Origin of the sequence: Rubrivirga litoralis, assembly GCF_031846415.1 — a bacterium.
Lineage (GTDB): Bacteria > Bacteroidota > Rhodothermia > Rhodothermales > Rubricoccaceae > Rubrivirga > Rubrivirga litoralis.
On the sequence record NZ_JAVRHT010000021.1, the window covers coordinates 43,887 to 69,578 of the forward strand.

Below are 25,692 nucleotides of genomic sequence, written 5' to 3' on the forward strand. Positions count from 1 at the left end.
GTCCACCTCCGCCGCCTGCCATGCGTCCCGCCCCGCCCCGCGCGCTGTTCGCGCTCCTCGCCTTTTTGCTCGCGGCCGTGCCCGCCGTCCCGGCGCTCGCGCAGTCGGCCCGCCCCGCCCCGGGGGCGCACCGCCTCCTCATCGCGCCGACGGCGCGGCCGGTCCCGGCGGGCGAGTGGCGCCTGGGCGTAGCCGAGTTCATCGTACCGACGGCGGCCGTGGGCGGCGGGGGCGGGCTGAGCCTGGGGGCCGGCGTCATCGCATCGCCCGCTTCTGAGTTTGTTGGGACGGTGTTCGTCGAGCCCAAGTGGAGCGTCGTCGACCGGCCCGGCCTCGCCGTCGCGCTCGGGGCGACGGGTCGGATCGACCCGTTCGGTGCGCTCGGGGTCGACGTCGCGGTCACACCTTACGCCGTGACCACGGTCGGCAACGCGGCCGTCGTGGGCGGGGTGGCGGGCACGGTCGGCGTCGGCGGCCGGGTCAACCTGGGCCGCCCGTTCCAGCGCCTCATCGGCGCTCCCACCATCGACGTCGGGGTCTACACCGGGGAGCGCGGTGCCTACCGGGTCGACGTGGTGCCGGCGCCGGCCGCCTTTGCAGGCCTGGAGGTCCGGGCGTCGGAGGCCGTCACGCTGCTGCTCGAAGCCGGCGCCTTGCCGGACCGGACGCTGTCGTACCGCGTGGGCGGCGACGGCGGCTACCTGATCGACCCGGTGCCGGGAGTACAGGACCCCGGTCTCCATCGCAGTTCGGTGTACTACGACCTCTCGCTGGGGACGGCCGCGCGGTTCGCGGTCGGCCGTGCGGCGGTCGACGTGGGTGTTCTGTTCGCCTACGACGCGGAGGCGTACGCGAGCACGATGCCCCAAGTGGCCCCGTGGCTCAACGTGACGCTCGGCCTGGGTCGGTAGAGCGAGTCGGCCCGAGCGGGGCGGCCGTCGCCGCGGCTCTCGGCGCGGGCGGGGCGGCTCTACCTTCCGACTCCCCGCCCCGCCCCGAGCCTCGATGACCGCCCCGCCCCTGGACGCCCTCAACCCGAACGTGGCCGCCATGCGGCCGTCGGCGACGCTCGCCATCTCGGCCCGGGCCTCGGCCCTCCGCCGCGAGGGCCGCGACGTCATCGCGCTCTCGGCCGGCGAGCCCGACTTTCCCACGCCGGCGCCCATCGTCGAGGCCGCGCACCAGGCGCTCCGCGACGAGCGGTTCGGGTACACGGCGAGCGCCGGCCTCCCCGAGCTCCGCGAGGCGGTCGCGCAGAAGCTCCGCGACGAGAACGGGCTGGATGTCGAGGCGGGGCAGGTCGTGTGCTCGAACGGAGCGAAGCAGGCGGTGGCGCAGTCGCTCCTCGCCGTGTGCGCCCCGGGCGACGAGGTCGTGATCCCGGCCCCGTACTGGGTGAGCTACCCCGAGATGGTCCGGCTCGCCGGCGCCGAGCCGGTCGCCGTCGAGGCGACGGCGGAGGCGGGGTACAAGGTCACGCCGGAGCAGCTCGACGCCGCGATCACGGAGCGGACGCGTGCGGTCATCCTCAACAGCCCGTCGAACCCGACCGGCGCCGTCTACACCGCGAGCGAGCTCGAAGCGCTGGCCGCCGTGATCCGCCGGCACCCGCGCGTCCTCGTGGTGTCGGACGAGATCTACGAGTACGTCGTATTCGACGCCGATTTTCAGTCCTTCGCGGCCCTCGACGGGATGGCCGAGCGGACGATGACGGTCAACGGGTTCTCAAAGGGGTTCGCCATGACGGGGTGGCGGCTGGGGTACCTCGCCGGCCCGCCGTGGTGGGCGTCGGCGGCGTCGAAGATCCAGAGCCAGCTGACGAGCGGGCCGAACTCGATCACGCAGTACGCGGCGCTCGCGGCGTTCACGATGGGGCCGGAGCCGGTCGAGACGATGGTGGCCGCCTTCCGCGAGCGCCGCGACGCCGTCCTCGCGCGGCTCCGCGCCCTCGACGGCGTCGCGTGCCCGACGCCGCAGGGCGCCTTCTACTTGTTCCCTGACGTCTCCTCCGTCTACGGCCGCCGCGCGCCGGGCGGGGCGGAGGTCGCGGGCAGCGTCGACCTGTGCACGTACCTCCTGGACGAGCACGGCGTGGCCCTCGTCCCCGGCGAGGCGTTCGGGTCCGACGCCGGCGTCCGGCTCTCGTACGCGACCGACCTCGACACGCTGATGCGCGCGTGCGACCGGATCGGGGCGGGGTGGGAGGCGCTGCGGTAGCCGCCCCGCCCTCCACGACCGAGCGCGCTTGTCCCCGCCTGTCGTGACGACGCCCGCCCCGTCCCCTGCCATCGGTGCCGGGGGCGGGGCGGCGTCTGGAGACGTTCCGCCTGGGGGCGCTCCCGCAGGCCGCCCCGCCCGCGGACCCCGCCCCGCCCGGCCGCGTACGCCCGCACCTCCACCCCCGGACCGTGCCCGACCCGCCCCGCCCCCGCGTCTCCGACCGCACCGCCGGCGGCGGCCACCGTGAGGCCGGCGCCGAGAGCGTCCTCACCGACTACACGCCGCCCGCGGCCGAGCCCGCGCGCGACCGGCTGTGGGTCCACGCGCTCCTGTTCGCGCTCACGTTCGCGTCGATGGTGTGGGCGGGCGGGGCGCTCGTCGGGCGGGCCATGCTGTGGCCGACCGAGCCGGCGGCGTGGCCGTTCCTCGACGCGACCGGCCTGAGCCTGCTCGGCGACCCCGACTTCGTCCGCGACGGGCTCTTCTACGCCGTCCCGTTCCTGCTCTTCCTGACGGTCCACGAGTTCGGCCACTACATCGCGGCCCGCGTCGTCAAGACGCGGGTGTCGCTCCCGTACTACATCCCGATCCCGCTGCTGGGCTCGCTGGGTACGTTCGGAGCCGTGATCCGCATCAAGGAGCCGCTCCGGCGGACGCGCCAGCTGTTCGACATCGGCGCGGCCGGGCCGCTCGCCGGGTTCGTGGTCGCCGTCGGCGTGCTCGTCGCGGCGGTCTACGCGCTGCCCCCGGCTGAGTACCTCCTCGCCGTGCCGGGCCACCTGGAAGAGGCCGCTGCGCTCGCGCAGACGGGGGCGTTGCCGGCGTTCGACGCAGCGGCCGTCGCGCCGGGGTCGCAGGCGCTCGTGTTCGGCGACACGCCGCTGTTCCACCTGCTGAGCGGGCTCGGCGCGTACCGCGTCCCGGGCCACGAGATCATGCACTACCCGGTGCTCTTGGCGGGGTGGCTCGGCCTGTTCTTTACGGCGCTCAACCTGCTCCCCGTGGGCCAGCTCGACGGCGGGCACGTGGTCTACGCCCTCTTCGGCCCGGCCGTGCACCGCGTCGTCGCGCGGGTGACGACGATCCTCCTCTTGCTCTCGGGCGGCGTGGGCCTGGTGACGACGCCGGGGGCGGGGTGGACGTGGTGGCTGGCGCTCGGGCTGCTCTACGCGCTCGCGTTCGCGCGCCTGTTCGACGGCGTGTGGTCGCTCGTGGCGTCGGCCGTCGGCGGGGCGCTGGCGCTGACGGCGCTCGTCGTGTTCGCCACGCCGGGGCTGGCGGCGGCGGTCGGCTACACGGGCTGGCTCGTGTGGATCGGGCTCATCCTGCTCGTCGTCCGCGTGGACCACCCGCCGGTCCAGGTCCGCGAGCCGCTGACGCCGGCGCGGAAGGCGCTGGGCTACCTGTGCCTCGTGATCTTCGCGCTCTGCTTCTCGATCCAGCCCATCCAGTTCGTGATGGGGTAGGGCTCGCTGCGCTCGCCGGGACTGGGGACTGGGGACTGGGGACTGGGGACTGGGGACTGGGGACTGGGGACTGGGGACTGGGGAGCGCGCGGGCGGGGTGGCGCCCGTTTTGTTCCGCCCCGCCCCGTGGCAGACGAGGGCGCGGTGGTCGGGAAAGCCGCCGCCCCGCCCGTGGCCGCCCCGCCCGCCGCCGCCCCGCCCGTGCACCCCCCGTTCGCGCTCCGGTCGCTGCGCTCCCCCGTCGCACGAACGGGGGGTGCGTTCGCCCGACACGAGCGGGCGATGCCCGGCCACCCCGCCCTCGCATTCTGCGGGCGGGGCGGTGCACGTTGCCCCCGCTGCCCGCTGCCCGCTGCCCGCTGCCCGCTGCCCGCTGCCCGCTGCCCGCTGCCCGCTGCCCGCTGCCCGCTGCCCGCGGGGGAAAAACGGCCGCCCCCCGCCCCGCCCGCCCCGGCCGGGGCTAGGTTCAGCGCCGGACTCACGCCCGCCGCTCCGCCCGACCGCTACGCCGTTTGCCGTTTCCGCGCCGCCGCTCGTCGTGAGCGCCCGCACTCGATGCCCGTAGCCCGCCGGGGCCGCCCCGCCCCCGTCCTGCTGACCGTGGCGGCCCTGCTCGGGGCCGCGCTCGCCGCCTGCGACGCCGCGCCCGGGATCCCCGGCGAGTCCGCCCGGCCCGTGATCGAGGACGTCCGCGTGACGCCTCTTCGTGACTCGCTGGCCTCCAGCGCGCCGACGGCCGAGGTCCCGCTCGTGGTCGAGACCGAGGTGGGCGGGGCGGGGCCGATCACGGTCCGCGTCCGCGTCCGCTACGCCGAGACGGACTCGCTGGCGGGCCAGGCCGAGGTCGAGGTCGAGCCGGGGCCGGTCCGCGTCGAGGTCCCGCTCGCGCTCCCGCGCGGGGCGACCGGGGCCTACGACGTCGTCGTCACGACCGAAGGGCCGGACGGGCGCCTGGGCGACGAGGCGCGGGCCGTGTTCCGGTTTGCGGCGACCAACCTCGGGCCGCCGGTCGTGGCGGTCAACCCGCCGCTGCCCCGCCCGCTCCCGACGGGGCAGGACACGGTGCAGGTGCCCATCGTCGCAGCGGTCAGCGACCCAGACGGGATCGCGAATGTGGCGCTCGTGATCGTGCGCGACCCTGAGTCTGGCCGCTTTATCGGCCGCCTGCTAGACGACGGCGAAGGAAAGGACGAGGTGGCCGGCGACGGGGTCTACTCGGCGGCCATCGAGGTTGGGTCGGGCTTCCCGCCGGGGACGTACGCCTTGGAGGTCGTCGCCGTAGACCGGGCGGAGGCCGTCAGCGAGCCGGCCCGGTTCACCTTTACCATCCAGTGATGCGGCGCCTCCTTTTTGCGCTCGCCGTGGGCGGCGCGCTCGTGGGCGGGGTGGCCGCCCCGCCCGCCGCGGCCCAGACGGTCGAGGCCGGCGACGGCGCCTTTACGGCGCTCCCGGCCGGCGCCCGCAACGGTGTGTTCGTGCTCGACGCCGAGGGCGGCACGCTTTACGCCGGCCCGCGCCTCGTCGCCGTCGAGCCCGACGGGACGCTCCGGTTCCTCGGTGGCGACCCCGCGTTCGACCCGGCCACGGCCGTCGGCGCCCGCGTGTTCGACGTCGAGGCCGTGGGCGACACGATCGTCGTGGCGCTCGGGTTCAACGACGTCACGTCCGACGAGGAGGCCCCGCCCTCGACGGCGGCCGGCTTCGCCGTCTCAACCGACGGCGGGCGGACGTGGACGTCGCGCGGCCCCGCCCTCGACCAGTCCGTCGACACGACGGTCACGGTCGGCGCGTCGGTGCTCCGGGCCGTTCCGGCGACGGTCCCGCAGGGGGCGGCCACGGGCAGCCTCGCGCTCACGGCCGGGGCCGACACGGTCTACGCGGCGTCCGGCCTCGCCGGGCTCCGCCGGTCGACCGATCTCGGCGCCACGTGGCAGCGCGTCGTGCTCCCGCCCGACTCGGCGGCTGTGCTCGACCCGCGCGAGCCGCAGGCGTTCCTCTACGTCCCCGACAACCGCCGCCTGCCGCGCCAGGACGCCGACGGCAACCCGGTCGCGGTCCCCGTCTCGCTCAACAACATCCCCAACTCCGTTCTGGTCGACGAGGCCGGAACGGTCTGGGTGGGGACGAACGCCGGCCTCAACCGCTCGGTCCGGCTGCCCGACGCCGCCGACCTCGCGTGGCTCCGCTACGTCGACGACCCGCTCGGGGGCGGGCCGGTCGGCAACGTGGTCGGGGCGCTCGCGGCGCGCGACGACCCGGACGGCCGGGATCCGGTGTGGATTGCGGCCTTTAGCTCGGCGGTCCTGGGAGCGGCCGCGCCCGAGGAGGAGAGCGGGGTGGTGGTGTGGCGCGGCGACGACGCCGACGGGTTCGCCGTCTTCGAGCCCGTCCTGCTCGGAGTCGCGGCGACCGACATCGCGTTCGACGCCGAGCGCGCCTACGTGGCCGCCCCCGCCGACGGCCTCTACGTGTCCGACGACGACGGCGCCTCCTGGCGCGTGGTCCGCGTGTTCCGGGACGCCGCTGGCCGCCGTCTCCCGCTGAACCCGAACGACCAAGTCCGCGCCGTCGCCACGACGCCCGGCGCCGTCTGGGTCGGGCTGGGCGGCGCCGACCGCTCGTCAGGCGGCCTCCTCCAGAGCACCGACGGCGCCCGGACGTGGACGCTGTTCCGCGCCGATGTCGCGCCCGGCACCGACGTCGACGGTGAGCCCGCCGAGGCCGGCTCGGCCCGCGATGTCGACGTCTACGCCTACCCTAACCCGTTCGCGCCGAGCCGCGACGGGGCCGTCCGCGTCCGGCTCGACCTGGCGTCGCCGGCCGACCTCACGGTCCGCATCTTCGACTTCGCCATGAGCCTCGTCCGCACGCTGGACGCGCCGGGCCGCCCCGCCGGCCCGAACGAGGTCCGGTGGGACGGGCGGACCGACGGCGGGCTCCGCGTTGCCAACGGGGCCTACATCTACGTCGTCGAGGGCGCCGGGGCCTCGCGCTCGGGCCGCATCCTGGTCATCGAATGAGCCGCCCCGCCCTCGCCGCCCTCGCTGCCCTCGCGCTGCTCGTGCTCCTGGCCGCCCCGCCCGCGGCGGCCCAGGGCGCCGGCCCGTTTTCGCGGATGGGGATGGGCGCGCGGTCGCTCGCGTTCCCGGCCCAAGTCGCCGACCTCTCGGGCTACGGGAGCCCGTACCTCAACCCGGCGCTCGCCCCGTTCCAGCCGTCGCAAGCCGTCGAGCTCTCGGCCGGGATTCTCCGGTTCGACCGCGAGTGGCAGGCGGTCCAGGTCGGGTCACCGCTCCGGCCGCGCTCTGGGTTCGCGGGCGGGGTGGTCCACGGCGGCGTCTCCAACATCGACGGCCGCGACGCGAGCGGCCAGCCCATCGACGCGCCGACGGCGGACGGGACGTACGCGTCGGACGAGTACGCCTTTTTCGTCGCGTTCGGGACCCGCTTCTCGGACGCCGTCTCGGCCGGGCTCGGGCTCCGGCTGTACCGGACGCAACTGCTCGAAGGCGTCCGCGCGCCGACGGCGATCGGCGTCTCGGCCGGCGTGACGGCGCGGCCGTCCGAGCGGCTCGCGCTGGGCCTCGCCGTCGACGACCTGTTCGCGCGCTACGAGTGGAACGAGAGCGGGCCGGTCAGCGCCTCGGCGACCGACTACTTCCCGGTCCGCGTGCGGGGCGGGGCGGCCTACGGGCTGGGGAGCCGCGGCGACGGCCGCCCGCGGGCGACGGTGTCGGCAGAAGTCGAGGTGTCCGTGCAGCCGGCCGAGTCCGTCCGCCCCGCCCCCGCCGGCGTGACCGACCTCTCGGTGACGGAGCGGACCGAGACGCTGGACTACCGCCTGGCCGACGTCGTGGGCCGCGCGGGCGGGGAGGTCTGGATCACCGACGAGTTCGCCGTCCGCGCCGGCGTCGACCGCGTGGGCGCGGGGGAGGCCGGCGAGCTCAGCCCCGGGGCCGGCTTCGGGCTCCAGCAGCGGTTCGGCGAGCTCGACGCGCGCATCGACTACGCGGCCGTCCTGGAGCCGTTCGGGACGGGCCTCATGCACATGGCGACGGTCCGCCTGGGGCTGTAGGGATGGGGCGCGCGGGCGGGGTGGCGCTCGTTCTGTTCCGCCCCGCCCCGTCCGCATCTGGGCGGGGAGGTGACCGGCGAGGCCGACGTCAGCTGGAGGCGACGGCAGTCCCCCTCCTGGACACCGCGCAGCGTCGGCGCAGCCAAGAGGGGCTAGGGTGGTTGTGACGAGGGCGGGGCGGTTCGGCATGGCACCGCCCGGCCCGCGTCCGCCCCGCCCGTGGCGTGGTGCGCGGTCGGGCGAATGCGGACACCACACGTGGTGTCCCTACGAATCGGACCCGTCGTGCCCGCCCACGGGCGACCGCCGGTCGTTCCTACGCCGTCCACCCCGCCCGTGCCATGGGCGGGGCGGTGATTTTCTGCTGCCCGCTGCCCGCTGCCCGCTGCCCGCTGCCCGCTGTTACCCCGCCCCGCCCAGCGCCCGCGCGAGCGCCTCCAGCCCCACCCCGCTCGCGCCCGTGCGGAAGCGGAGGGTCGCCCAGAGGTCCAGCGCCACCATCTGCGCGGCGTGGATGGGGACGGCGATCCAGAAGCTCCGGCACCGCCACACGAGCGCGCCCAGCGCCAGCCCGCCGAGGACGGAGAGGTACGCCTCGGCCGGCGGCTTCTGCGCGTGGAGGATCGCGAACGGCACCGTCTGCACCACGATCGCGAGCGGGGCGCCCAGCGCCGGCGCCGTCCCGAACAGCACGAACCCGCGCCACAGGTACTCCCAGCCGACCCAGTAGAACAGGAAGAGCGCCTCGTAGATCAGGAACGCGCCCCAGTCCACCTTCGCGACGTCGTAGTGGGGGTACTGGGCCTGGAACGCCGCGCCGTCCGAGAGCACCCACGTGCCCACGACGACGAGCGGGACGTAGGCGAGCGCGAGCGCGCCGGCCAGCCGCCAGTCACCCAGCCCGAGCCCGGCCTCGGCCGGACGCCAGCGGAACGCGAGGAGGAGGAGGAGGGCGGGGAGGACGAAGCCCGTCACGCCCTGCGACCCGAACCACCACGCCCACGCGCCCAGGTCGATGTCCTCGAACCCGAACACGTTGCCCGTCACGTCGCGGTAGAACCGCCGGCTGCCGACCTGGAGCTGGAGGAGGACCAGGAGCGTCGCCGCGAGGAGCACGACGATGGCCTGGCGGGCGGCGGGGGAGAGGCCGCGGAGGGCGGCGCGGAGCGCTTGCCACTCCGCCTGGAAACGGTCTATCATCGGGGGAGGGCGGGGCGGAAGTCGGGGGAGCGCCGCGCCGGCCGAAGATACCTGGCTCCCCACCCCGCCCCGACCCCACGCCGCCCGTGCGCCTCGCCCTCCTGCTCCTCGTCGTCGGTGCCGCCCCGCTCGCGGTCGCCGGGTGCGCCTCCACTCAGGGAGAGACGGCACCGGCCCCGCCGCCGACGACTCCCGCCGCGCCAACTCCGGCCGCCCCGCCGCCCGCGGCCGCCGCTCCGCCGCCCGCCGCGGTTCCGCCGGCCGCCCCGCCCGTGGCTCCCGATGCGCCCGCGGCTGCCGCCCCGCCCGCCCCTCTGGACACGCTCCTCGCGGAGTACGCCGGGTTCGAGTCGCCGCCGGCCGTGCCGGAGGCCGAGGCGCAGGCGTGGGCTGACAGCGTGCTCGCCCGGATGACGCTCCGCGAGCAGGTGGCCCAGCTGTTCGTCGTCGAGCTCGGCGGCGCCCGCGACCCGGCGGGGCTGGCGGCCGAGGGCGTCGGCGGGTTCCACGTGAGCCGGAGGATGCCGCCGCGCGAGGCGCTCGCGGCCACGAACCGGCTCCAGCGGGCCGCACGGCTCCCGCTCCTCATGACGGCTGACTTCGAGTGGGGCGTCGGGACGGCGACGTCGACGTTCACGTCGCTGCCGGCGGCCATGGCCTACGGCGCCGCCGGCAGCGAGGAACTGGCCCGCCTGGGCGGGGCGGTGACGGCGCTCGAAGCCCGCGCGATGGGGATCAACGTCGTGTTCGCGCCGGTGGCCGACGTCAACAACAACCCCCTCAACCCGATCATCAACACGCGCTCGTTCGGGTCCGACCCCGCGGCCGTCGGGCGGCTCGCGGGGGCCTACGTGCGCGGCGCCCAAGCCCACGGCGTGCTCGCGACGCTCAAGCACTTCCCCGGCCACGGCAACACGGACACCGACACGCACGTCGACTTCGCGTCCATCGGCGGCGACTGGGACGACCTCTCGCGGACCGAGCTGGCGGCCTTCCGCGGCGCCCTCGCCGCCCGCCCCGGCGTGGTCATGACGACGCACCTGTGGGCGCGGGCGCTCGACGCCGAGGCCACGCCGGCGACGTTCAGCCGCCGCGCGCTCACCGACGTGCTCCGCGACAGCCTCGGGTTCGACGGGCTCATCACGACGGACGCCCTCAACATGGGCGCCATCCGCAAGCACTACGACGCGGCCGACCGCGTGGTCCGCCCGATCGAGGCTGGGGCGGACCTCGTGCTCATGTCGGCGCGCCCGCGGTCGGGCATCCGCGACGTGGTCCGGGCCGTCGAGCGGGGCGAGATCCCGCGCGCCCAGGTTGCGGCCTCGGCGCGGCGCGTGCTGCTCGCCAAGGCCCGGCTCGGTCTCCACCGGCAGCGGCTGACCGACCGCGCCCGGCTCGACCGGATGCTCACGTCGGTCCGCGGGGCCGCCTTTGCGCGGGCGCTCTCGCAGGCGTCGGTGACGGTCGTGCGGCCCGGCCCGCTCCCGCTCCGCCCCGCCCAACGGGTCGCCCTCGTGCAGCTGGGCAACTTCAACGCGGGCGACCCCATGACGCGGCTCGAGCGCGACCTGGGCGCCGGCGTGGCCGTCCGCGTGAGCCGGCGCGGGGCGGGGCGGCGCGAGGCCGCGCGCGCGGCGAGCGGGGCGGACGTGGCGGTCGTAGCCCTCCACCTGAAGGTGAAGCAGGGCGCCCCGCCCCGCCTCACGGACGCCCAGCGGCGGGCGGTCGAGGCGGTCCAGGCGACGGGCACGCCGGTCGTGGTCGTGGTCCTGGGCAACCCGTACGCCGCGGCCCTCGTGCCGGACGCGGCCGGCGTCGTGGTCGCCTACGACGAGACGCTCCGCACGGCCTCGGCCGTCGCCGACGTGCTCGCCGGGCGCCGCCCGGCGACGGGCCGCCTGCCCGTCGAGGTGCCGGGGCTCTAAGCCACCGCCCCGCCCGAGCCGTCGCCACCCCGCCCTCGTGGGCGGGGCGGCCTGCTGAGCTAGAACGTGAACCCGATGAGCCCGCGGCTCCGGCCGCCGCGGCTTCGGTAGGCGTCGAATCCGATCCCGCCGAGAGTCTCGGTGCTCACGAGCGGGACGCCGCCGTAGGGGCCGATCGCGAACCGGCCGCCGAACGCCTCGAACTCGGCCTGGAGGCCAAGGATGGCTCCGGCGTGCGCCCCTAGCTTCGCCCCGCGGTCGAACGCGAAGTCGCTGTCGTTGAGCGAGTACGTCGCCCCGCCGTAGAGGCCGCCCGTCGTGGCGAGCGACACGCCGCGGCCGAGGGCGAACCGGCGGGTAACGGAGCCTTCGAGGCGCGAGCCGACTCCGTTCGCCCGGTACTGCGCCACGTCGGCGCCCAGGCCGCGGTAGAACCCAAGGCCCCCGTTCAGGTCGAGGTTCAGCGTGGTCCGGTCGCTCAGCGCCCGCTCGTACTGGACTTCGGGGCCGATCACAAACGACGTGCTGATGTCGCCGAAGTCGCTGCGCGAGGCGTAGGCGCCGACGGAGAGGCCGCTGGGGAGGTGGTACCCGATGGCGCCGGTCCTCGTCGTGATCAGGCCGATGCCGCTGCCGCCGTAGCCGCCCGACGCGGAGACCTCTCCGAAGAAGCCGGTGGGGAGACTTCCAACGGGCGGGGCGGTCTCGGACGCCGCGGCCTCGGACGCGGGCGGGGTGGCGGGAGGCGCGGCCACCTGCGCGGCGGCGAGCGGGGCGAAGGTGAGGGCGAGGGCAGTAACGAGGAGCCGCATGAGGCAGAGAGGAGGTGAAGGAGTCCGCCTAACGGAGCCTCCTTCTGCCTCGTACGCCTCTCGCGGCCAGGGCACGCCGTTGTGCCACCCCGCCCCGCCCGCCCTCAGACCGCTGCCCGAGCCGCGTGGGCGGGGCGGCTCGGTCGCCTCCAAGCGCACGCGCGTTCCCTCCCCGCCCCTGGCGTCGCCGGTCACGACCCGTCGCGCTCGGGCGGGGCGGAGTCGGCCGACGGCGACAGGAGCGGCTCGGCCCACGCCGGCCCGAACACGGTCTCGCCGAGCGGCCGTCGCGGCTTGGGCGACGACGCGCGGGCGGCGAGGTCGGCCGGGACGAGGGCCGCGGGGTCCGGGGCGGGGTGGCCCAGCGCGAACGCGACCACGACCTCGAACGCGTCGGGCACGCCGAACGCCTCGGCCGCCGCCCCGCCCTCGACGCCGGCCATCTGGTGGAGGCCTAGGCCCCGCGTGGCCGCTGCGAGCGAGAGCGCGAGCCCAGCCGCGCCCAGGTCGTGGCGCCGGTGCCGGTTGTCCGCCCCGCCCCGCGCGAACGTGCGGGCGACGAGGCCGAGGCCGAGGACCGGCGCCGTCCGCGCCCAGGTCGGGTTGCGGCCGGTGAGCGCCGCCAGGATCGCCTGGTAGGCCGCGTCGCCGCGGCGGCCGACGACGAACCGCCACGGCTGCTCGTTGCGGCTCGACGGCGCCCACCGAGCGGCCTCGAATACGCGCGCGAGGTCGTCGTCGGAGACGGCCCGGCCGTCGAAGGCGTACGGGCTCCGGCGGCGGCGGAGGAGGTCGAGCAGGTCGTCGTACGACACGGGGCGGGGCGGGCTCAGGGGGGCAGGCGCCGTCTTCTGCGACCGCTCGCCGCCGCGGTTCCCCGCCCCGCCCGGGCGACTAGGCGTCGGCCCCGACCGCCTCGGCGACCGAGCCGAACCCGTCGCGCTCCAGCAGGCGCACGAGGCCGCGGTTGACGCGGCCGACCAGCCCCGGCCCCTCGTACACGAGCCCGGTGTAGACCTGGACGAGCGACGCCCCCGCCCGGATGCGGGCGTAGGCCGCCTCCGCCGAGTCCACGCCGCCCACGCCGACGATTGGGACTCGCCCGCCGGTCGTCCGGTAGAGGTGGCGCGCGAGCGCCGTCGCGCGCGCCGCGAGCGGCCGCCCGCTCAGGCCGCCCCGCCCGATGCGCCCCACGGCGTCGGGCGGGGTGGCGAGCCCGCCGCGGTCGGCCGCCGTGTTGGCGGTGATAAAGCCGACCACGCCCCGGTCGAGGCAGATCTGGACCAGCTCGTCCGTCGCCCCCACGTCGACGCCGCCCGTCGGCGGCGGCGACAGCTTGACGAGGAGCGGGGGGCTCGCCTTCGGCTCGCGGGACCGGGGACCGAGGACCGGGGGCTGGGAAGAACGTTTGCTCGGGTGCCGGTCACCTTCGGGGGCGGGGCGGGCGACACGTACCGCCCCGCCCACCTCGTCCGCCACCGCCGCGAGCAGCGCGTCGAGCGTGTCGGGCGCCTCGAAGGTCTTGCCCTCGGCCGTGTTCGGGCACGACACGTTGAGGGCGAGGTAGTCGGCCTGCGGGGCGAGCGCGCGGACCGACGCCCGGAAGTCCTCGACGCCGGCCGCGCCCAGGATGTCCGGGCTGTGCGTCTTCGCCACGTTCACGCCCACCACGAGCCCGGACGGGGCGGCGGTCGCGGCCAGCCGCGCGGCGACGGCGGCGGCGCCGTCGTTGTTCAGCCCCATCCGGTTGACGAGCGCGCCGTCGGCCGGCAGCCGGAACGCCCGGGGCCGCGCGTTCCCCGCGCTCGGCCGCGCGCTGACCGACCCGACCTCGGCGTGCCCGAACCCGAGCGCCGCCCACAGCCGCACGAGCTCGGCGTTCTTGTCGAACCCGGCCGCGAGCCCGACGGGGTTCCGAAACCGGAGCCCCCACACCGTCTGCTCCAGCCCGGCGTCCGCCGCCCCGAACAGGGCGCCCGTGAGGGCGGGGAGGCGCTGCCCGAGCCGCCCCGCCCGCACCGCGAGCCCGTGGGCGCGCTCGGCGTCGAGGCGGAACAGGAGCGGTCGGAGACGGCGGTACACCCTTCTGAATGCGGAATGGTGAATGCGGAAGGCGGAAGGGGCACGTCCGACCGCCCCGCCCAAGCTACCGTCCGACGAGTGCCCCAGTAGAGACCGCCCCGCCCCCTGCGAGCGGGGCGGGGCGGTCAGGCACTTTCCGCGTTCAGCACTCCGAATTCCACATTCGGATTACCATCCCGGCGTCAGGTTGAGGCCGAACACGCCGCGCCCGGCCGCGAGGTCGCCGTCGTCGCCCCAGCGCGAGAACGGGAAGGCGTAGTACGGCTCGACGACGAGCGCACCGAGCACGCTGACCCGGGCCGAGACGCCGGCCGAGAAGACGGGCCGCTGGTCCCCGAACGAGCGCCCAAAGCTCGGCCCGTCCGCGCCCGCGCTCGCCTGGAACCGCGAGATCGGGATCGTCCCCCACGCCATGCCCACGTCCGCGAACAGCGAGAGCTCGGTCGGGAGGTAGGGGAACGAGATCAGGCCGAGCTGGGGCACGCCGAGGAACGGCACGCGGACCTCGGCCGAGGCGACCGCCAGCTTGTTCCCGTACAGCCGCTCCTGGAAGTCCCCGAAGGCCCTGTTGTCCTCGAACGACCCGAACGAGTACCCGCGCACGTACTGGCCGTAGCCGATAAAGAGCGGGCTGAGCCGGAAGTTGTCGGCGTCGCCCCCGTACCGGCCAAAGTGGAGCGCGCGCACGGCGACCGTGAACGGCACGCGGCGCGGGAGGCCCGGGACGCGGACGACCTGGTAGCGCCGGGCGTCGGCCGTGATGGTCGCGTAGTCCAGCGACCCGAACGTGCCGTCCACGCCGAGGCGGTAGCGGTAGCCGCGGATGGGCGAGACGAACCCGAAGAACGAGGCGTCGCCCACGAACGAGGCCCCGGCCTCGGCGAGGTGGAGCGGGTCGGGGTCGAACCCCTCGAAGGGCTGCCGGCCCTCGAAAACGCCGAACCCGCTCGGGCCGCGCCGGAACGCGTCGTAGTCGAGGTCGAACCCGTACCGCCGGTAGCCGGCGTTGGCGTCGATCCGCTGGCTCTGATTGAGCGGGTACGATGCGAGCCCCCCAACCTGCGTGACGTACGTCCGGTAGTAGAGGCGCGTCCCGTAGCCGCCGGCCTCGGGCGGGGCGGCGCCATAGAACACCTGGAGGAACGGGATCTGCCCGACGATGGCCCCGTAGTTCAGGCGCCGGCCCCGGTTGAGGTAGAGGGCCTGCCCGCCGATGTCCTTGAACGTCCCGTTCGCGGCGACGGACACGCCGACGAGGTTGTCCGAGAGCTGGTCGGCGAACAGGAACGAGATGCCGCCGGCCACGCCGAAGCCCGAGTTGTAGAACGAGTCGTACCCGACGCCGACCTGGGGCTGCGAGATGTACTCGAGCGAGAGGCGCGGCGAGTACCCCCGCGTCGGGAACGTCTGCGCCACGGGGAGCCCGTCGGTCGCGTCGGCGAGGTAGGCCTGGATCGACGACGTCCCGATGGCCTCGACCGGCGGGAGCACGTCGGCGACGACCTCCTCCGGCGGGTCCCCGACGAGCGTCCCGACCGCCTCCTCGGCCGGCGTCCGGTACACCGAGTACCGCTGCGCCTCGAAGACGGAGTAGGCGAGCTCGCCGGTCTCGTCGGCCACCGAGAGCGCCGGCGAGAGGTCGGCGATGCCGGCCACGCCGGTCGCCAGGTTCGTCACCTGGTAGCGGTCGCCGGTCGCGACGTCGTAGCGGTAGACGTCGTTGAACCCGGCCCGGTCCGAGATAAAGTAGAGGCTCTGCCCATCGGGGCTCCACGCCGGGTTGATGTGCTTGACGTCGTCGAAGAGGTCGAGCACCTCCACCCCGCCCGTCGCCACGTCGTAGAGCGCGATCTGCACGGGCGAGAACGTGAGGCGGACAAAGTCGGTCTCGGGGCCGCGGTCGGTGACGAACGCGATCTGCGAGCCGTCCGGGCTCCAGGCCGGCTGGATGTCGGCGTAGCGGTCGTTCGTGAGCTGGGTCACGACGCCGTCGTCCGCCCCGCCCACGCCCACCGCGTACAGGTCGGAGATCCCACCCTGGACGCCGGCGAACACGATCGTCGAGCCGTCCGGGCTCCACGACGGGTCCTTGATGGCGCCGATGCCCTCGACCGTGAGGCGCTTGACGACGTCGCGGTTCTCGACGTCGAGGACGGCGATCTCGTTGTCGCCGCCGGCGAACACGACGTAGGCGAAGTAGCGGCTGTCGGGGCTCCAGGTGCCGGCGCTCTCGATAAAGCGGATGGCGTCGAAGTGCGTGTTGGTCCCTACCGACTCCAGCTTCGTCAGCACCTCGCCCGTCTCGGCGTCGGCCAGGAACAGGTCGATCCCGAACAGGTCGAGCTCGGAGAGGAAGGCCACGTAGCGGCCGTCGGGCGAGAGCTGCGGGGCGATGTTGGTCCCGCCCGTCTCGCGCTCGCGGGCCAGGAGCCGCGTGGCGTCGATGGTGGGGAGCGAGTCAGGATAGGCGAGGTAGCGGGGCGGCCCCGGTCGCTCGCCCTCGGCGAACGCTTCGGCCCGCTCGCGGCGCTCCTCGGCGATGTCCTCGAGCTCCTCCGGGGTGCGGGGCGGCCGGGGCACCGAGCGGCCCGCCGCCGGGGGCACGAGCGTCGCGCGGAGCGCGCGCTCCCACTGCGCCGAAATGCTGTCGGGGCGGACGCCGGTGACGGCGACGAGGGCCGAGTCGAGCGGCATGTCGAGCGCCGTGCGGAACAGCTGGACGCCGGCCTCGTCGCCGTAGGTGCCGCCGACGTAGGCCCAGAACGGCTGCCCGTACTGGTACTCGTTGTAGCGGCCCGAGCGCTGGAGCTCGTCGAGCGTCGGGAAGTCGTCGCGGAGCACGGCGTCGCGCATCCACATGGCCGTCAGCGCGTCCCGGCGCCCGACCGAGTAGTACTCGGCCATCCCCTCGATGACGAAGAGCGGGAGCCGGACGAACTGGGCGAACCGGCCCGACGTCCGCGCGATGTCGTACTGGAACTGGTGGACGAGCTCGTGGCCCAGCACGTGGTCGGTCGCGGCGTACGTCGAGGCGACCGGGAGCACCACGCGGAGCCGGGCGCCCTCGGTCACGCCCTGCGTGCCCTCGCCGATGTTGGCGATGTTCGTCTGCCGGAAGTCGGCGTCGTCGGCGTAGAGCACGATCGACTTGCGGTCCTCGAACTGGTGGTCGAGGATCGTCGAGAGCCGGTCGTACCACCGCTCGGCCATCCGCGCCACGTCCTGGACCGACTGGTCCATGCCCTCGTAGTAGTAGATGTCGAAGTGCTCGGTCTCGAGCACCTGGAAGTCGAAGGTGTCGTAGCGGACCTTGTTGCGGCCGAAGTACTGGGCCTGGGCCGCCGGCGCGAGGGCCAGGACCGTGGCGGCGAGGAGCAGGCCGTGGACGAGGCGGCGGGCAGTAGGGCGCATGGGGGCGGGGGGTTGAGGCAGGGCCGGGCGGGGCGGCGGCCGCGTCACGGGGGGCACGCGGAAAGGCCCCGGGGCGTCTCCTGCGTCCGGTTCTAACCGGGCGCCCGGGGGCGGGTTCTAGCGGAGTTCTCACGGACCCCTCAACACACCCCCGGGAGGGGCCTGAGCGGGCGGGGCGGCCCCGCCCACCTCACGTCCTGCCCGTCCACCTGCCGCACGAACCGCCGGGCGGCGGCGTTCGTATCTGTGGACGCGGGCGCCCCCCTTTTTCCACCCCGCCCCGGCCGCGAGGGGGACCGCGTGCGGAGCCGCCCCGCCCGACCCGCCCCTCTTCCTCCGCCCCCGCCTATGCCCACGCTCGCCGCCACCGCCCGCGACGACGCCCAGGTCCGCTACCGGATCTTCAGCGTCGTGGTCCTGGCCGTCCTCGCGTTCCTCGCCGCCCGGCTCGTCCAGATGCAGCTGCTCGACACGGAGCAGTACGCGACCGAGGCCGAGGGCAACGCCATCGAGACCAAGATCGTCCGCCCCGCCCGGGGCTACATCTACGACCGGAACGGGGTGCTCCTCGTCGACAACGAGACGACGCTGAGCGTGACCGTGGCCCCGCGGTACTTCGACGAGGCCGACCTCCCGCTCGTGGCCGAGCTGGCGGGGCGGCCGCTCGACGAGGTGGCCGCGCGGTACGCCGAGATCACGGCTCGGAGCCGGTACCAGGAGGACGTCCTGCTCAAGAACGTCCCGTTCTGGACGTTCGCGCGGCTCCAGGAGAACCAGTACCGCCTGCGCGGGATCGGCTTCCGCGAGGACCAGCAGCGGCGGTACCACTCGGACGCGAAGCTCACGCACGCGCTCGGGTTCGTGAACGAGATCAACGAGGACGAGCTCGACCGGATGGAGGAGCAGGGGTTCCGGCTGGGCGACCGGATCGGGAAGACCGGGCTCGAGGCCGAGTACGAGCCCATCCTGCGCGGCCGCGTCGGCCGCGAGTTCTGGCTCGTCAACGTCCACGGCATGGACGTGCAGCCGTACGAGGGCGGGGCGGAAAACGTCGAGCCCCAGTCGGGCGCGGCGCTCACGCTGGCCGTCGACGCCTCGGTCCAGGCGCTCGCCGAGAGCCTGTTCGTGGACAAGCGGGGCGGGGCGGTCATGATCGACGTGAACACGGGCGGGATCATCTCGATGGTCTCGGCGCCGGACTTCGACCTCGACATCTACCGCGACGGGTTCACGCAGGCCGAGGTCGACTTCCTCTACCGGAACCCCCAGAAGCCGGACTTTAACCGGGCGACCCAGGCGAGCCTCCCGCCGGGCTCGACGTGGAAGCCGTTCATGGCCGCCGTCGCGCTCGAGGAGGGCATGATCAAGCCCGAGACCACGCTCTACTGCCCCGGCGGCTACCGGATCGGCGGCCGGCTCTACCGCTGCCACGGCGGCGCCCACGGCGACATCGCCGTCGAGGACGCCATCCGCGTCTCGTGCAACACGTTCTTCTTCCGCCTCATGAACGACACGTTCGTGAACGCGGAGCACCCCGAGGGCATCACCATGGACCTCGACCGCTTCGGCTACTGGACGCGGCAGTTCGGGTTCGGCCAGCTCGCCCCGCTCGACATCCCCAACCAGGGGCCGGGCCTCATCCCGGACTCGTCGTACTACGACGAGCGGTGGCCGGCGGGCTGGGGGCCGGGCTACACGGTGAACCTCGGGATCGGCCAGGGCAACATGGGCACGAGCCCGCTCCAGCTCGCCCGCTACACGGCGGCCGTCGCCAACGGCGGCACGCTCGTGACGCCCCACTTCGTCAAGTCCATCACGGACCCGGCCACGGGCGTGACGCGAGAGCCCGCGTACAAGCGGCCGAGCCAGATCCCGATCGAGCCCCGCAACTTCGCCGTCGTCCGCGCCGGGATGCGCGAGGTGGTCGAGGGCGCCGGGACGGCGCGGCGCGCGCGGATCGACGCCGTGGACGACTTCCCCAAGATCCCCGTCGCCGGCAAGACCGGCACGGCCGAAAACCCGCGCGGCAAGGACCACTCGGTCTTTATCGCCTACGCCCCGGCCGACGACCCGCAGGTGGCCGTCGGGGTCATCGTCGAGAACGCCGGGTACGGCGGGACGGCCGCGGCGCCGATCGCGAGCCTCATGATCGAGCAGTACTTCCGGGGGACCGTCACGCGGCCCCAGCTCGTCGAGTTCGTCCGCGCCCAGCGCTCGGTCGGCCGGATTTGATCAGGAGGACCTGATCGGGAACGAGGAAAGGGGAACTGGGAAATGGCAGACCACGCAAGGTGCCGCCCCACTCGATCCCTCACCGTTACTCCTCTTCCGATTTCCCCTTTCCCATTGCCCATTTTCCTAGATGCGTAGCTGGTATAAAAACCTCGATTGGGTCTCGCTCGCGCTGTGGGCGGCGCTGGCCTCGATCGGGCTCGTCGCGATCTACAGCGCGACGCACGGGCCGGCCAAGGAGTTCTTGCTCGAGTCGGTCCAGCAGAACTTCAACCGGCAGCTCCAGTGGGTCGGCATCTCGGCTGCGTTCCTGGGCATCATCCTGCTCCTCCCCGCCCGGTTTATCGTGCGGATGGCGCCCGTGGCCTACGCCTTCTGCATCGGGCTGCTCGTGGCCGCGCTCGTGTTCGGGCGCGTGATCAACGGGGCGCAGAGCTGGCTCCAGATCGGGCCGGTCTCGCTCCAGGTGGCCGAGATCGCCAAGGTGGGGACCGTCCTCGCGGTCACGGCGCTCCTGTCGCGGAAGGAGGCCCGGCGCGGGAGCATCCCCTACCTCATCGGCGCCGTCGTGCTCATCCTGATCCCGGCCGTGCTCGTCGTGATGCAGAACGACACCGGGACCGGCCTCGTGTTCCTGGCGCTCATCCCGGTCATGATGTTCTGGAGCGGGGTGGTCCCGCTGACGTGGATGGCGATGCTCGCGGCCCCGGTCGTGGCTGTCTACCTCGTCATCGTCAACCCGACCTACGCCGCCCTCTTCGTGGCCCTCGCGGCGGCGGGGATGGTGCTGTGGACGCGGTCGCGGGCGATGGGCGCGCTCATGGTGGCCGTCGCGGGCGGGGTGGCGATCGCGGCCTACGTAGGTCTGTTCCAGATCCTTGAGCCGCACCAGGTCGACCGGCTCGTGGCCTTCGACGACCCGGAAGCGTTCCGCTACGGGGCCGGCTTCCACGTGATCCAGGCCAAGGCCGCGATCGGGTCGGGCGGCCTCTTGGGCAAGGGGTTCACGAACGGGACGCAGACGCAGCTGGCTTACATCCCCGAAAACTCGACCGACTTCGTCTACACGATCATCGGCGAGGAGTTCGGGTTCGTGGGCGCCATGCTGGTGCTGGTCCTGTTCGCCTTCCTGCTGATCCGGCTGGCGGGGCTGGGCGTGCAGGCCGGGTTCGCGCTGCCGCGCCTGTTCATCGCCGGCGTGACGGGGATCTTCCTCGTCCACATCCTGATCAACGTCGGCATGACGATCGGACTCATGCCGGTCATCGGTATCCCGCTCCCGTTCATCTCGTACGGCGGCTCGGCGCTCCTGGCGAACACGACCATGCTGGCGATCGCGCTCAACCTGCACGCGCGCCGCGACGAGTTCGCGGTGTACTCCTAACCGCCCCGCCCTGCCCGCAGCGAGGGCGGGGCGGCTACCGCTCGGCCAGGCGCCGGACCGCCCCGCCCGGCGGGGCGAACGGGACGAGCGCCCCGTACGGCACGCCCACGTCGAAGGCGCCGGCCACGTGCGGCGCGAGCTGGTACGGCGGGACGTGGACGCGGAGCGAGTCGGCCCCGAGCGTGAACGCGAGGCGGCCCTCGCGGATGGGGCCGAGCCCCTCGGAAAAGAACCCGTTATGGGCGCGGACCGAGTCGACCGTCGTTTCGAGGCCGCGGGCGAGGCGCGTCACGACGGCGCGCTCGACGTAGGCGGCGAGCGTGTCGCCGGCCGGCGCGTTCGAGGCGAACAGGTCCGCAAAGAGGACCGGCCGGCCGGTCGTGAGGTCGAAGGTGAGCGGCTGGAAGAACGTGTTGCCGTGCGCCCCGCCCGTGAAGGCGTAGACGTCGACGAGGGCGCTGAACAGGTCGTCGGTCACGAGCACGCGGTCGTAGCCGCCCGTGACGTCGACCACGTAGGCCGGCGAGACCTCGCCTGGGGGCGGGGCGGAGTCGGGGCGGAAGGCGTCGGCGAGGGCCTCGACCGAGTCGCGGACGGCCGCGTTCACGGCTCGGACTGTGGGCGGCACGGGCTCACCGGCCGCCCCGGTCAGCTGCGGGTACCCGATGCGGACCGTGTACCGAAGCGCGGGCTCACCGCGCAGCACGGAGTCGGCGCGGACCGAGAGCGACGGCCTGTGACGGACAACCGGGCCCGACGGGTCGGCCCCACACGCGGCGAGCGCCCCGGCCCAGACCGACGCCGCCAGCAGGGCGAGGGCGGGGCGGAAAAGGGCCGCGGCGCGGGGGCGGGGCGGAGGCTGCGGCATGGGTGAAGACGGGGCGGACCGGGAGGCGGAGCGGGGTGGCCCCGAAACGCCCCGGTTAGCTTGAGCGGTCCCCGCCCCGCCCGTCGGGCCTGCCCACGGTGGGTGGGCTCGCTCGCCCCACCCCGCCCCGCCCTCTGGGCCTGTCCGATGGAGAGCCACCTCGCCGAGAGCGTCCGCGCCGCGCTCGCCCAGCTTCCCGACCTGCCCGACGGCTTCGACGCCGGGGCGGTCGAGGTCGAGTTCCAGACGCCGAACGACGCCTCGCACGGCGACCTCGCCACGAACGTGGCCCTCCAGCTGGCCCGGCCGCTGAAGCGCGCGCCGCGCCAGATCGCCGAGGGCATCGTCGCGCACTGGACGCCGGACCCCGCCCGCGTCGAGGCCGTCGAGGTGGCCGGGCCGGGCTTTATCAACGTCCGCTTTGCGAGCGCGCACCTGGCCGAGGGGCTCGCCCAGATCCTCGACGCCGGCGCCGACTGGGGGCGGACCGACACTCACGCGGACGAGACGGCGCTCGTCGAGTACGTCTCGGCCAACCCGACCGGCCCGCTGACGGTCGGCCACGGGCGGAACGCGGTCCTGGGCGACACGCTCGCCAACCTCCTCGCATGGACGGGCTACGGCGTCACACGCGAGTACTACTTCAACGACGCCGGCCGCCAGATGCGGGTGCTGGGCGAGAGCGTCCGCGCGCGGTACCAAGCCGCCGTCCGGCCGGACACGCCGACGAAGGAGATCGAGGGCGGGGTGGTCGTCCCCGAGTCGTTCCCCGAGGACGGCTACCGCGGCGCGTACATCACGGACATCGCACGGGCGCTGGCCGACGGTCACGGCGACGCCCTTTTGGATGCCCCGGACGAGGCGCCGTTTACGGCGGCGGCGCGCGACGCCATCTTCGCCGAGATCGAGGCCACGCTCGCCCGGCTCGGCGTGCGCATGGACGAGCAGTTCAACGAGCGCACGCTCTACGAGAGCGGGGCGGTGTGGGAGGTCGTGGACCGCCTCAAAGAGGCCGGCCTCGCCTACGAGCGCGACGGCGCCACGTGGTTCAAGACGAGCGCGCTGGGCAAAACCGAGGTGACGCGCGAGGGCGGGGAGGAGGGCAAGGACGTCGTGCTCGTCAAGTCGTCGGGCGAGCCCACGTACCGGCTCCCGGACATCGCGTACCACCTGGACAAGCTGGGCCGCGGGTTCAGCCTCGTGCTCGACGTGTTCGGCGCCGACCACATCGCGACCTACCCCGACGTCGTCCGCGGCGTCGAGGCGCTGGGCGCCGACGCGGGGAAGATCGACGTGGTCGTCTACCAGTTCGTCACGCTGGTCCGCGGCGGCGAGCCGGTCAAGATGTCGACGCGCAAGGCCAACTACGTCACGCTCGACGAGCTGATGGACGAGGTCGGGGCCGACGTGGTCCGGTTCTTTTTCCTCATGCGGAGCCCGAACACGCACCTGGACTTCGACCTGGACCTGGCCAAGGAGGCGAGCGACAAGAACCCCGTGTTCTACCTCCAGTACGCCCACGCGCGCATCGCGTCGATCGAGCGGAAGGCCGAGGAGACCGGGCTCGTCGCCGAGGGCGGGGCGGACCTCGGGCTCCTCACGCACGCGTCGGAAGAGGCGCTGGTCAAGACGCTCCTCCAGTTCCCCGACGAGGTCCGCGCGGCGGCCGAGGCGCGGGCGCCGCACCGGCTGGCGTCGGTGTACCTCCGCGACGTGGCGACGGCGTTCAACGCGTTCTACCGCGACTGCCGGATCGTGGGCGAGGCGCCGGACCTCGCGGCGGCCCGGCTCTCGCTCGCGCGCGCGGCGCGGACGACGCTCGCGAACGGGCTCGCCGTGCTCGGCATCTCGGCGCCGGACCGGATGTAGGGGCGGGGCGGGCCGCGCTCCACCCCGCCCGCGCTTCCTCCCGCTCGTGCCGCCCCGCCCGCGCTCCCCCCGTCCGTGCGCCCATCGCAGAGGCTCCGCCTCCGCTCCGAAGCGCTCGGACTGTCCCCCTCACGCGTGAGGGGGACAGCTTTGCTCCCCTGAGCGCAGCGATGGGAGCAAAGCGGGGGGAGTGTGTGCCGTGCCCGCCCCGCCCGCAACACGGGGGCGGGGCGGCCGTACCGCGCAGGACCACCCCGCCCTTTGGGACCGCCCCGACCGACCATGGAACCCCGCACGATCAAGACCGGCCCCTACGACTCCGATTTCGACGGCGACGGCCTGCTGTCGCCGACCAAGGACGAGCGGATGTGGGCGATGGTCGCCCACCTCTCGGCGTTCGCCACGTTCGTGCTCCCGTCGTTCGGGCAGATCGTCGGCCCGCTCGTCGTCTGGCTCGTCAAGCGCGACAGCTCGGCGTTCGTGGCCGACCAAGCGAAGGAGGCCCTCAACTTCCAGATCACGATCACGCTCGCGTTCGTCGCCGCTGGCATCCTGGCCTTCGTCCTCATCGGTATCCCGATGCTCGTCGTGCTCGGGCTCGCGTGGCTCGTGCTGACGGTTGTGGGCGGCGTGCGCGCGAACGAAGGCGTGCGGTACCGCTACCCGCTCACGGTCCGCTTCGTGAAGTAGAACGCGGGCGGGGTGGAGCGCGTTGGTCGGGCTGTCCTGCCCCCGCCCCGCCCGTGCTCGTCTCCGACCTCCCCACGCCCGCGCTCCTCGTCGACCGCGCCCGGCTCCACGCCAACCTCGACGCGGCGCAGGCCCGGGCCGACGCGCTCGGGGTCGCGCTCCGGCCCCACGCCAAGACGCACAAGAGCCCGGACCTCGCGCGACTCCAGGCCGAGCGCGGCGCGCGCGGGCTGACCGTCGCGACGACCGACGAGGCCGAGGCGTTCGCGGCGGCCGGGTTCGACGACATCCGCGTGGCGACGCCCGTCGTGAGCGCCGGCAAGCTGGCCCGGCTCGCGCGGCTCCAGGGCGAGGGCGTTCGCGTCTCGTTCACGGTCGACAGCGCGGCCGGCGTGGCCCGCGCGAGCCGCGCGTTCTCCGAGGCGGGGCAGACGGCCGAGGTGCTCATCGAGGTCGACTCCGGCCACGGCCGGTGCGGCGTCGAGTGGGACGACCGCCCCGCCCTCGCCCAGCTCGGCGCCGTCGCGGGCGGGGCGGAGGCCGTCCAACTCGTCGGCGTGCTCACGCACGGCGGCATGTCGTACGACGGGCCGCGCGCGGGCGAGACGGCCGACGACGCGCTCCAGCACGCGGCCGACGCCGAGCGCGACCGCGTGCTCGCGGCGGCCGAGGCGCTCGTCGAGGCGGGCTGGCTGGACGCCGCGACGGCCGAGGTCTCGATCGGCTCGACGCCCGCGTTCGGCCGGTTCCGGCCCGCCGAGGGCGGGGGGCGGGGCGGGCTCCGTGTGACCGAGGCGCGGCCCGGCACCTACGTGTTCTACGACGCCGGCCAGGTCGCGCTGGGCGCCGCGCGGCTCCAGGACTGCGCCCTCCTCTGCGTCGGGACCACGCTTTCGGTCCGCCGCGACGACGACGGGACGGAGCGGACGATCACCGACGCGGGCAAAAAGGTCCTGACCAGCGACGGCGGGGCAGGGCTCGCCGGCTTCGGGACCGTCCTCTACAGCCCGCGCACGATGATCGCGCACCCCCACGCCCGCGTCACGACGCTCAGCGAGGAGCACGGGTTCGTCGACACGCCGGGCGGGGCGATCTGGGAGGTCGGCGACCCCGTGTTCGTCGTGCCCAACCACGCCTGCGTCGCCGTCGCCACGCGGCGCGAGCTGTTCGTGGTCGACGGCGACGAGGTGGTGGAGAGCTGGGAGACCGTCGCGCGCTAGCCGCCCCGCCCACGGGATGGGGGATGGGGATCGCGCGGGCGGGGTGGCGCCCGTTTTGTTCCGCCCCGCCCGACAGCAGGCACCCGTAGGGACACGACTCGTCGTGTCCAGGGCAGGCGGGGCGGTTTTTAGACGCCGCCGCCCCGCCCGGTGCCGCCCCGCCCGCACGTCGCGCCCCAACGGCGTTGCGTGCAACGCCGCTACGGCGACCGCCCCGCCCGTGCGTGGGCGGGGTGGT

At 74.4% G+C, this 25,692-nt stretch carries 18 protein-coding genes; 12 read left to right on the plus strand and 6 right to left on the minus strand.

Annotation, left to right across the window (positions count from 1 at the left end; all coding sequences use genetic code 11):
- Positions 1-20: 20 nt before the first annotated feature.
- From RM540_RS10150 to RM540_RS10175, 6 genes are all read left to right on the plus strand, one after another.
- On the plus strand, positions 21-911 hold the full coding sequence (locus RM540_RS10150; protein ID WP_311663710.1) for a hypothetical protein: 891 nt from the start codon (positions 21-23) through the stop codon (positions 909-911).
- A 94-nt stretch (positions 912-1,005) separates the two neighbouring features.
- Positions 1,006-2,217 (plus strand): pyridoxal phosphate-dependent aminotransferase, encoded by a 1,212-nt coding sequence (locus tag RM540_RS10155; protein WP_311663712.1) that lies wholly within the window; start codon positions 1,006-1,008, stop codon positions 2,215-2,217.
- Positions 2,218-2,408: 191 nt separating this feature from the next.
- Complete coding sequence (locus RM540_RS10160) at positions 2,409-3,686, plus strand: site-2 protease family protein (protein ID WP_311663714.1); 1,278 nt, start codon at positions 2,409-2,411, stop codon at positions 3,684-3,686.
- Positions 3,687-4,241: 555 nt separating this feature from the next.
- Positions 4,242-5,021, plus strand: coding sequence for a choice-of-anchor X domain-containing protein (locus RM540_RS10165; protein ID WP_311663716.1), 780 nt, complete (start codon positions 4,242-4,244; stop codon positions 5,019-5,021).
- The gene (locus RM540_RS10170; protein ID WP_311663718.1) at positions 5,021-6,706 is read left to right on the plus strand and encodes a FlgD immunoglobulin-like domain containing protein; all 1,686 of its coding nucleotides are present in this window, start codon (positions 5,021-5,023) and stop codon (positions 6,704-6,706) included. The genes RM540_RS10165 and RM540_RS10170 overlap by 1 nt, the downstream gene beginning before the upstream one ends.
- The gene (locus RM540_RS10175) at positions 6,703-7,761 is read left to right on the plus strand and encodes a PorV/PorQ family protein (RefSeq protein WP_311663720.1); all 1,059 of its coding nucleotides are present in this window, start codon (positions 6,703-6,705) and stop codon (positions 7,759-7,761) included. Before RM540_RS10170 ends, RM540_RS10175 begins: the two co-directional genes overlap by 4 nt.
- A 402-nt stretch (positions 7,762-8,163) precedes the next feature.
- Here RM540_RS10175 and RM540_RS10180 read toward each other — a convergent pair whose 3' ends face one another.
- Positions 8,164-8,961, minus strand: coding sequence for a CPBP family intramembrane glutamic endopeptidase (locus tag RM540_RS10180; RefSeq protein ID WP_311663722.1), 798 nt, complete (start codon positions 8,959-8,961; stop codon positions 8,164-8,166).
- A gap of 86 nt (positions 8,962-9,047) precedes the next feature.
- On the opposite strand from RM540_RS10180, the gene RM540_RS10185 reads away from it, so the two are divergent.
- Positions 9,048-10,886: a glycoside hydrolase family 3 protein gene (locus RM540_RS10185; protein ID WP_311663724.1), complete on the plus strand. Its 1,839-nt coding sequence runs from the start codon at positions 9,048-9,050 to the stop codon at positions 10,884-10,886.
- A gap of 59 nt (positions 10,887-10,945) precedes the next feature.
- On the opposite strand, the gene RM540_RS10190 is transcribed toward RM540_RS10185, so the two are convergent.
- From RM540_RS10190 to RM540_RS10205, 4 genes are all read right to left on the minus strand, one after another.
- Positions 10,946-11,698, minus strand: coding sequence for a TorF family putative porin (locus tag RM540_RS10190; RefSeq protein ID WP_311663726.1), 753 nt, complete (start codon positions 11,696-11,698; stop codon positions 10,946-10,948).
- A 191-nt stretch (positions 11,699-11,889) separates the two neighbouring features.
- Positions 11,890-12,513, minus strand: a complete 624-nt coding sequence (locus RM540_RS10195) for a nitroreductase family protein (RefSeq protein WP_311663728.1) — start codon at positions 12,511-12,513, stop codon at positions 11,890-11,892.
- Positions 12,514-12,592: 79 nt separating this feature from the next.
- The gene (locus tag RM540_RS10200; RefSeq protein ID WP_311663730.1) at positions 12,593-13,780 is read right to left on the minus strand and encodes a quinone-dependent dihydroorotate dehydrogenase; all 1,188 of its coding nucleotides are present in this window, start codon (positions 13,778-13,780) and stop codon (positions 12,593-12,595) included.
- Positions 13,781-13,948: 168 nt separating this feature from the next.
- Positions 13,949-17,191 (minus strand): BamA/TamA family outer membrane protein, encoded by a 3,243-nt coding sequence (locus tag RM540_RS10205; RefSeq protein WP_311663732.1) that lies wholly within the window; start codon positions 17,189-17,191, stop codon positions 13,949-13,951.
- Positions 17,192-17,539: 348 nt separating this feature from the next.
- On the opposite strand from RM540_RS10205, the gene mrdA reads away from it, so the two are divergent.
- Both mrdA and RM540_RS10215 read left to right on the plus strand, forming a co-directional pair.
- Positions 17,540-19,423: a penicillin-binding protein 2 gene (mrdA, locus tag RM540_RS10210; protein ID WP_311663734.1), complete on the plus strand. Its 1,884-nt coding sequence runs from the start codon at positions 17,540-17,542 to the stop codon at positions 19,421-19,423.
- 130 nt (positions 19,424-19,553) lie between these two features.
- Positions 19,554-20,807, plus strand: a complete 1,254-nt coding sequence (locus RM540_RS10215) for an FtsW/RodA/SpoVE family cell cycle protein (RefSeq protein WP_311663736.1) — start codon at positions 19,554-19,556, stop codon at positions 20,805-20,807.
- Between the two features lie 34 nt (positions 20,808-20,841).
- Here the strand turns inward: RM540_RS10215 and RM540_RS10220 are convergent, their stop codons facing one another.
- Positions 20,842-21,675, minus strand: coding sequence for a DUF3298 and DUF4163 domain-containing protein (locus tag RM540_RS10220; protein WP_311663738.1), 834 nt, complete (start codon positions 21,673-21,675; stop codon positions 20,842-20,844).
- A gap of 147 nt (positions 21,676-21,822) precedes the next feature.
- Between RM540_RS10220 and argS the strand changes: the two genes are divergently transcribed.
- The 3 genes from argS (at position 21,823) to RM540_RS10235 (ending at position 25,454) form a co-directional block, all read left to right on the plus strand.
- Entirely contained in the window at positions 21,823-23,544 is a 1,722-nt protein-coding gene (gene argS / locus RM540_RS10225) for an arginine--tRNA ligase (RefSeq protein WP_311663740.1), read from the plus strand.
- Between the two features lie 282 nt (positions 23,545-23,826).
- Positions 23,827-24,234, plus strand: a complete 408-nt coding sequence (locus RM540_RS10230) for a DUF4870 domain-containing protein (protein WP_311663742.1) — start codon at positions 23,827-23,829, stop codon at positions 24,232-24,234.
- Positions 24,235-24,287: 53 nt separating this feature from the next.
- Positions 24,288-25,454 (plus strand): alanine racemase, encoded by a 1,167-nt coding sequence (locus RM540_RS10235; RefSeq protein ID WP_311663744.1) that lies wholly within the window; start codon positions 24,288-24,290, stop codon positions 25,452-25,454.
- The last annotated feature ends 238 nt before the right edge of the window (positions 25,455-25,692 follow it).

Coding starts and splice junctions, on each gene's coding strand:
- RM540_RS10165 (WP_311663716.1), top strand. CDS start 4,242: ATGCCCGTAGCCCGCCGGGGCCGCCCCGCCCCCGTCCTGCTGACCGTG.
- RM540_RS10170 (WP_311663718.1), top strand. CDS start 5,021: ATGCGGCGCCTCCTTTTTGCGCTCGCCGTGGGCGGCGCGCTCGTGGGC.
- RM540_RS10150 (WP_311663710.1), top strand. CDS start 21: ATGCGTCCCGCCCCGCCCCGCGCGCTGTTCGCGCTCCTCGCCTTTTTG.
- RM540_RS10205 (WP_311663732.1), bottom strand. CDS start 17,191: ATGCGCCCTACTGCCCGCCGCCTCGTCCACGGCCTGCTCCTCGCCGCC.
- RM540_RS10230 (WP_311663742.1), top strand. CDS start 23,827: ATGGAACCCCGCACGATCAAGACCGGCCCCTACGACTCCGATTTCGAC.
- mrdA (WP_311663734.1), top strand. CDS start 17,540: ATGCCCACGCTCGCCGCCACCGCCCGCGACGACGCCCAGGTCCGCTAC.
- RM540_RS10155 (WP_311663712.1), top strand. CDS start 1,006: ATGACCGCCCCGCCCCTGGACGCCCTCAACCCGAACGTGGCCGCCATG.
- RM540_RS10220 (WP_311663738.1), bottom strand. CDS start 21,675: ATGCCGCAGCCTCCGCCCCGCCCCCGCGCCGCGGCCCTTTTCCGCCCC.
- RM540_RS10215 (WP_311663736.1), top strand. CDS start 19,554: ATGCGTAGCTGGTATAAAAACCTCGATTGGGTCTCGCTCGCGCTGTGG.
- RM540_RS10190 (WP_311663726.1), bottom strand. CDS start 11,698: ATGCGGCTCCTCGTTACTGCCCTCGCCCTCACCTTCGCCCCGCTCGCC.
- argS (WP_311663740.1), top strand. CDS start 21,823: ATGGAGAGCCACCTCGCCGAGAGCGTCCGCGCCGCGCTCGCCCAGCTT.
- RM540_RS10180 (WP_311663722.1), bottom strand. CDS start 8,961: ATGATAGACCGTTTCCAGGCGGAGTGGCAAGCGCTCCGCGCCGCCCTC.
- RM540_RS10175 (WP_311663720.1), top strand. CDS start 6,703: ATGAGCCGCCCCGCCCTCGCCGCCCTCGCTGCCCTCGCGCTGCTCGTG.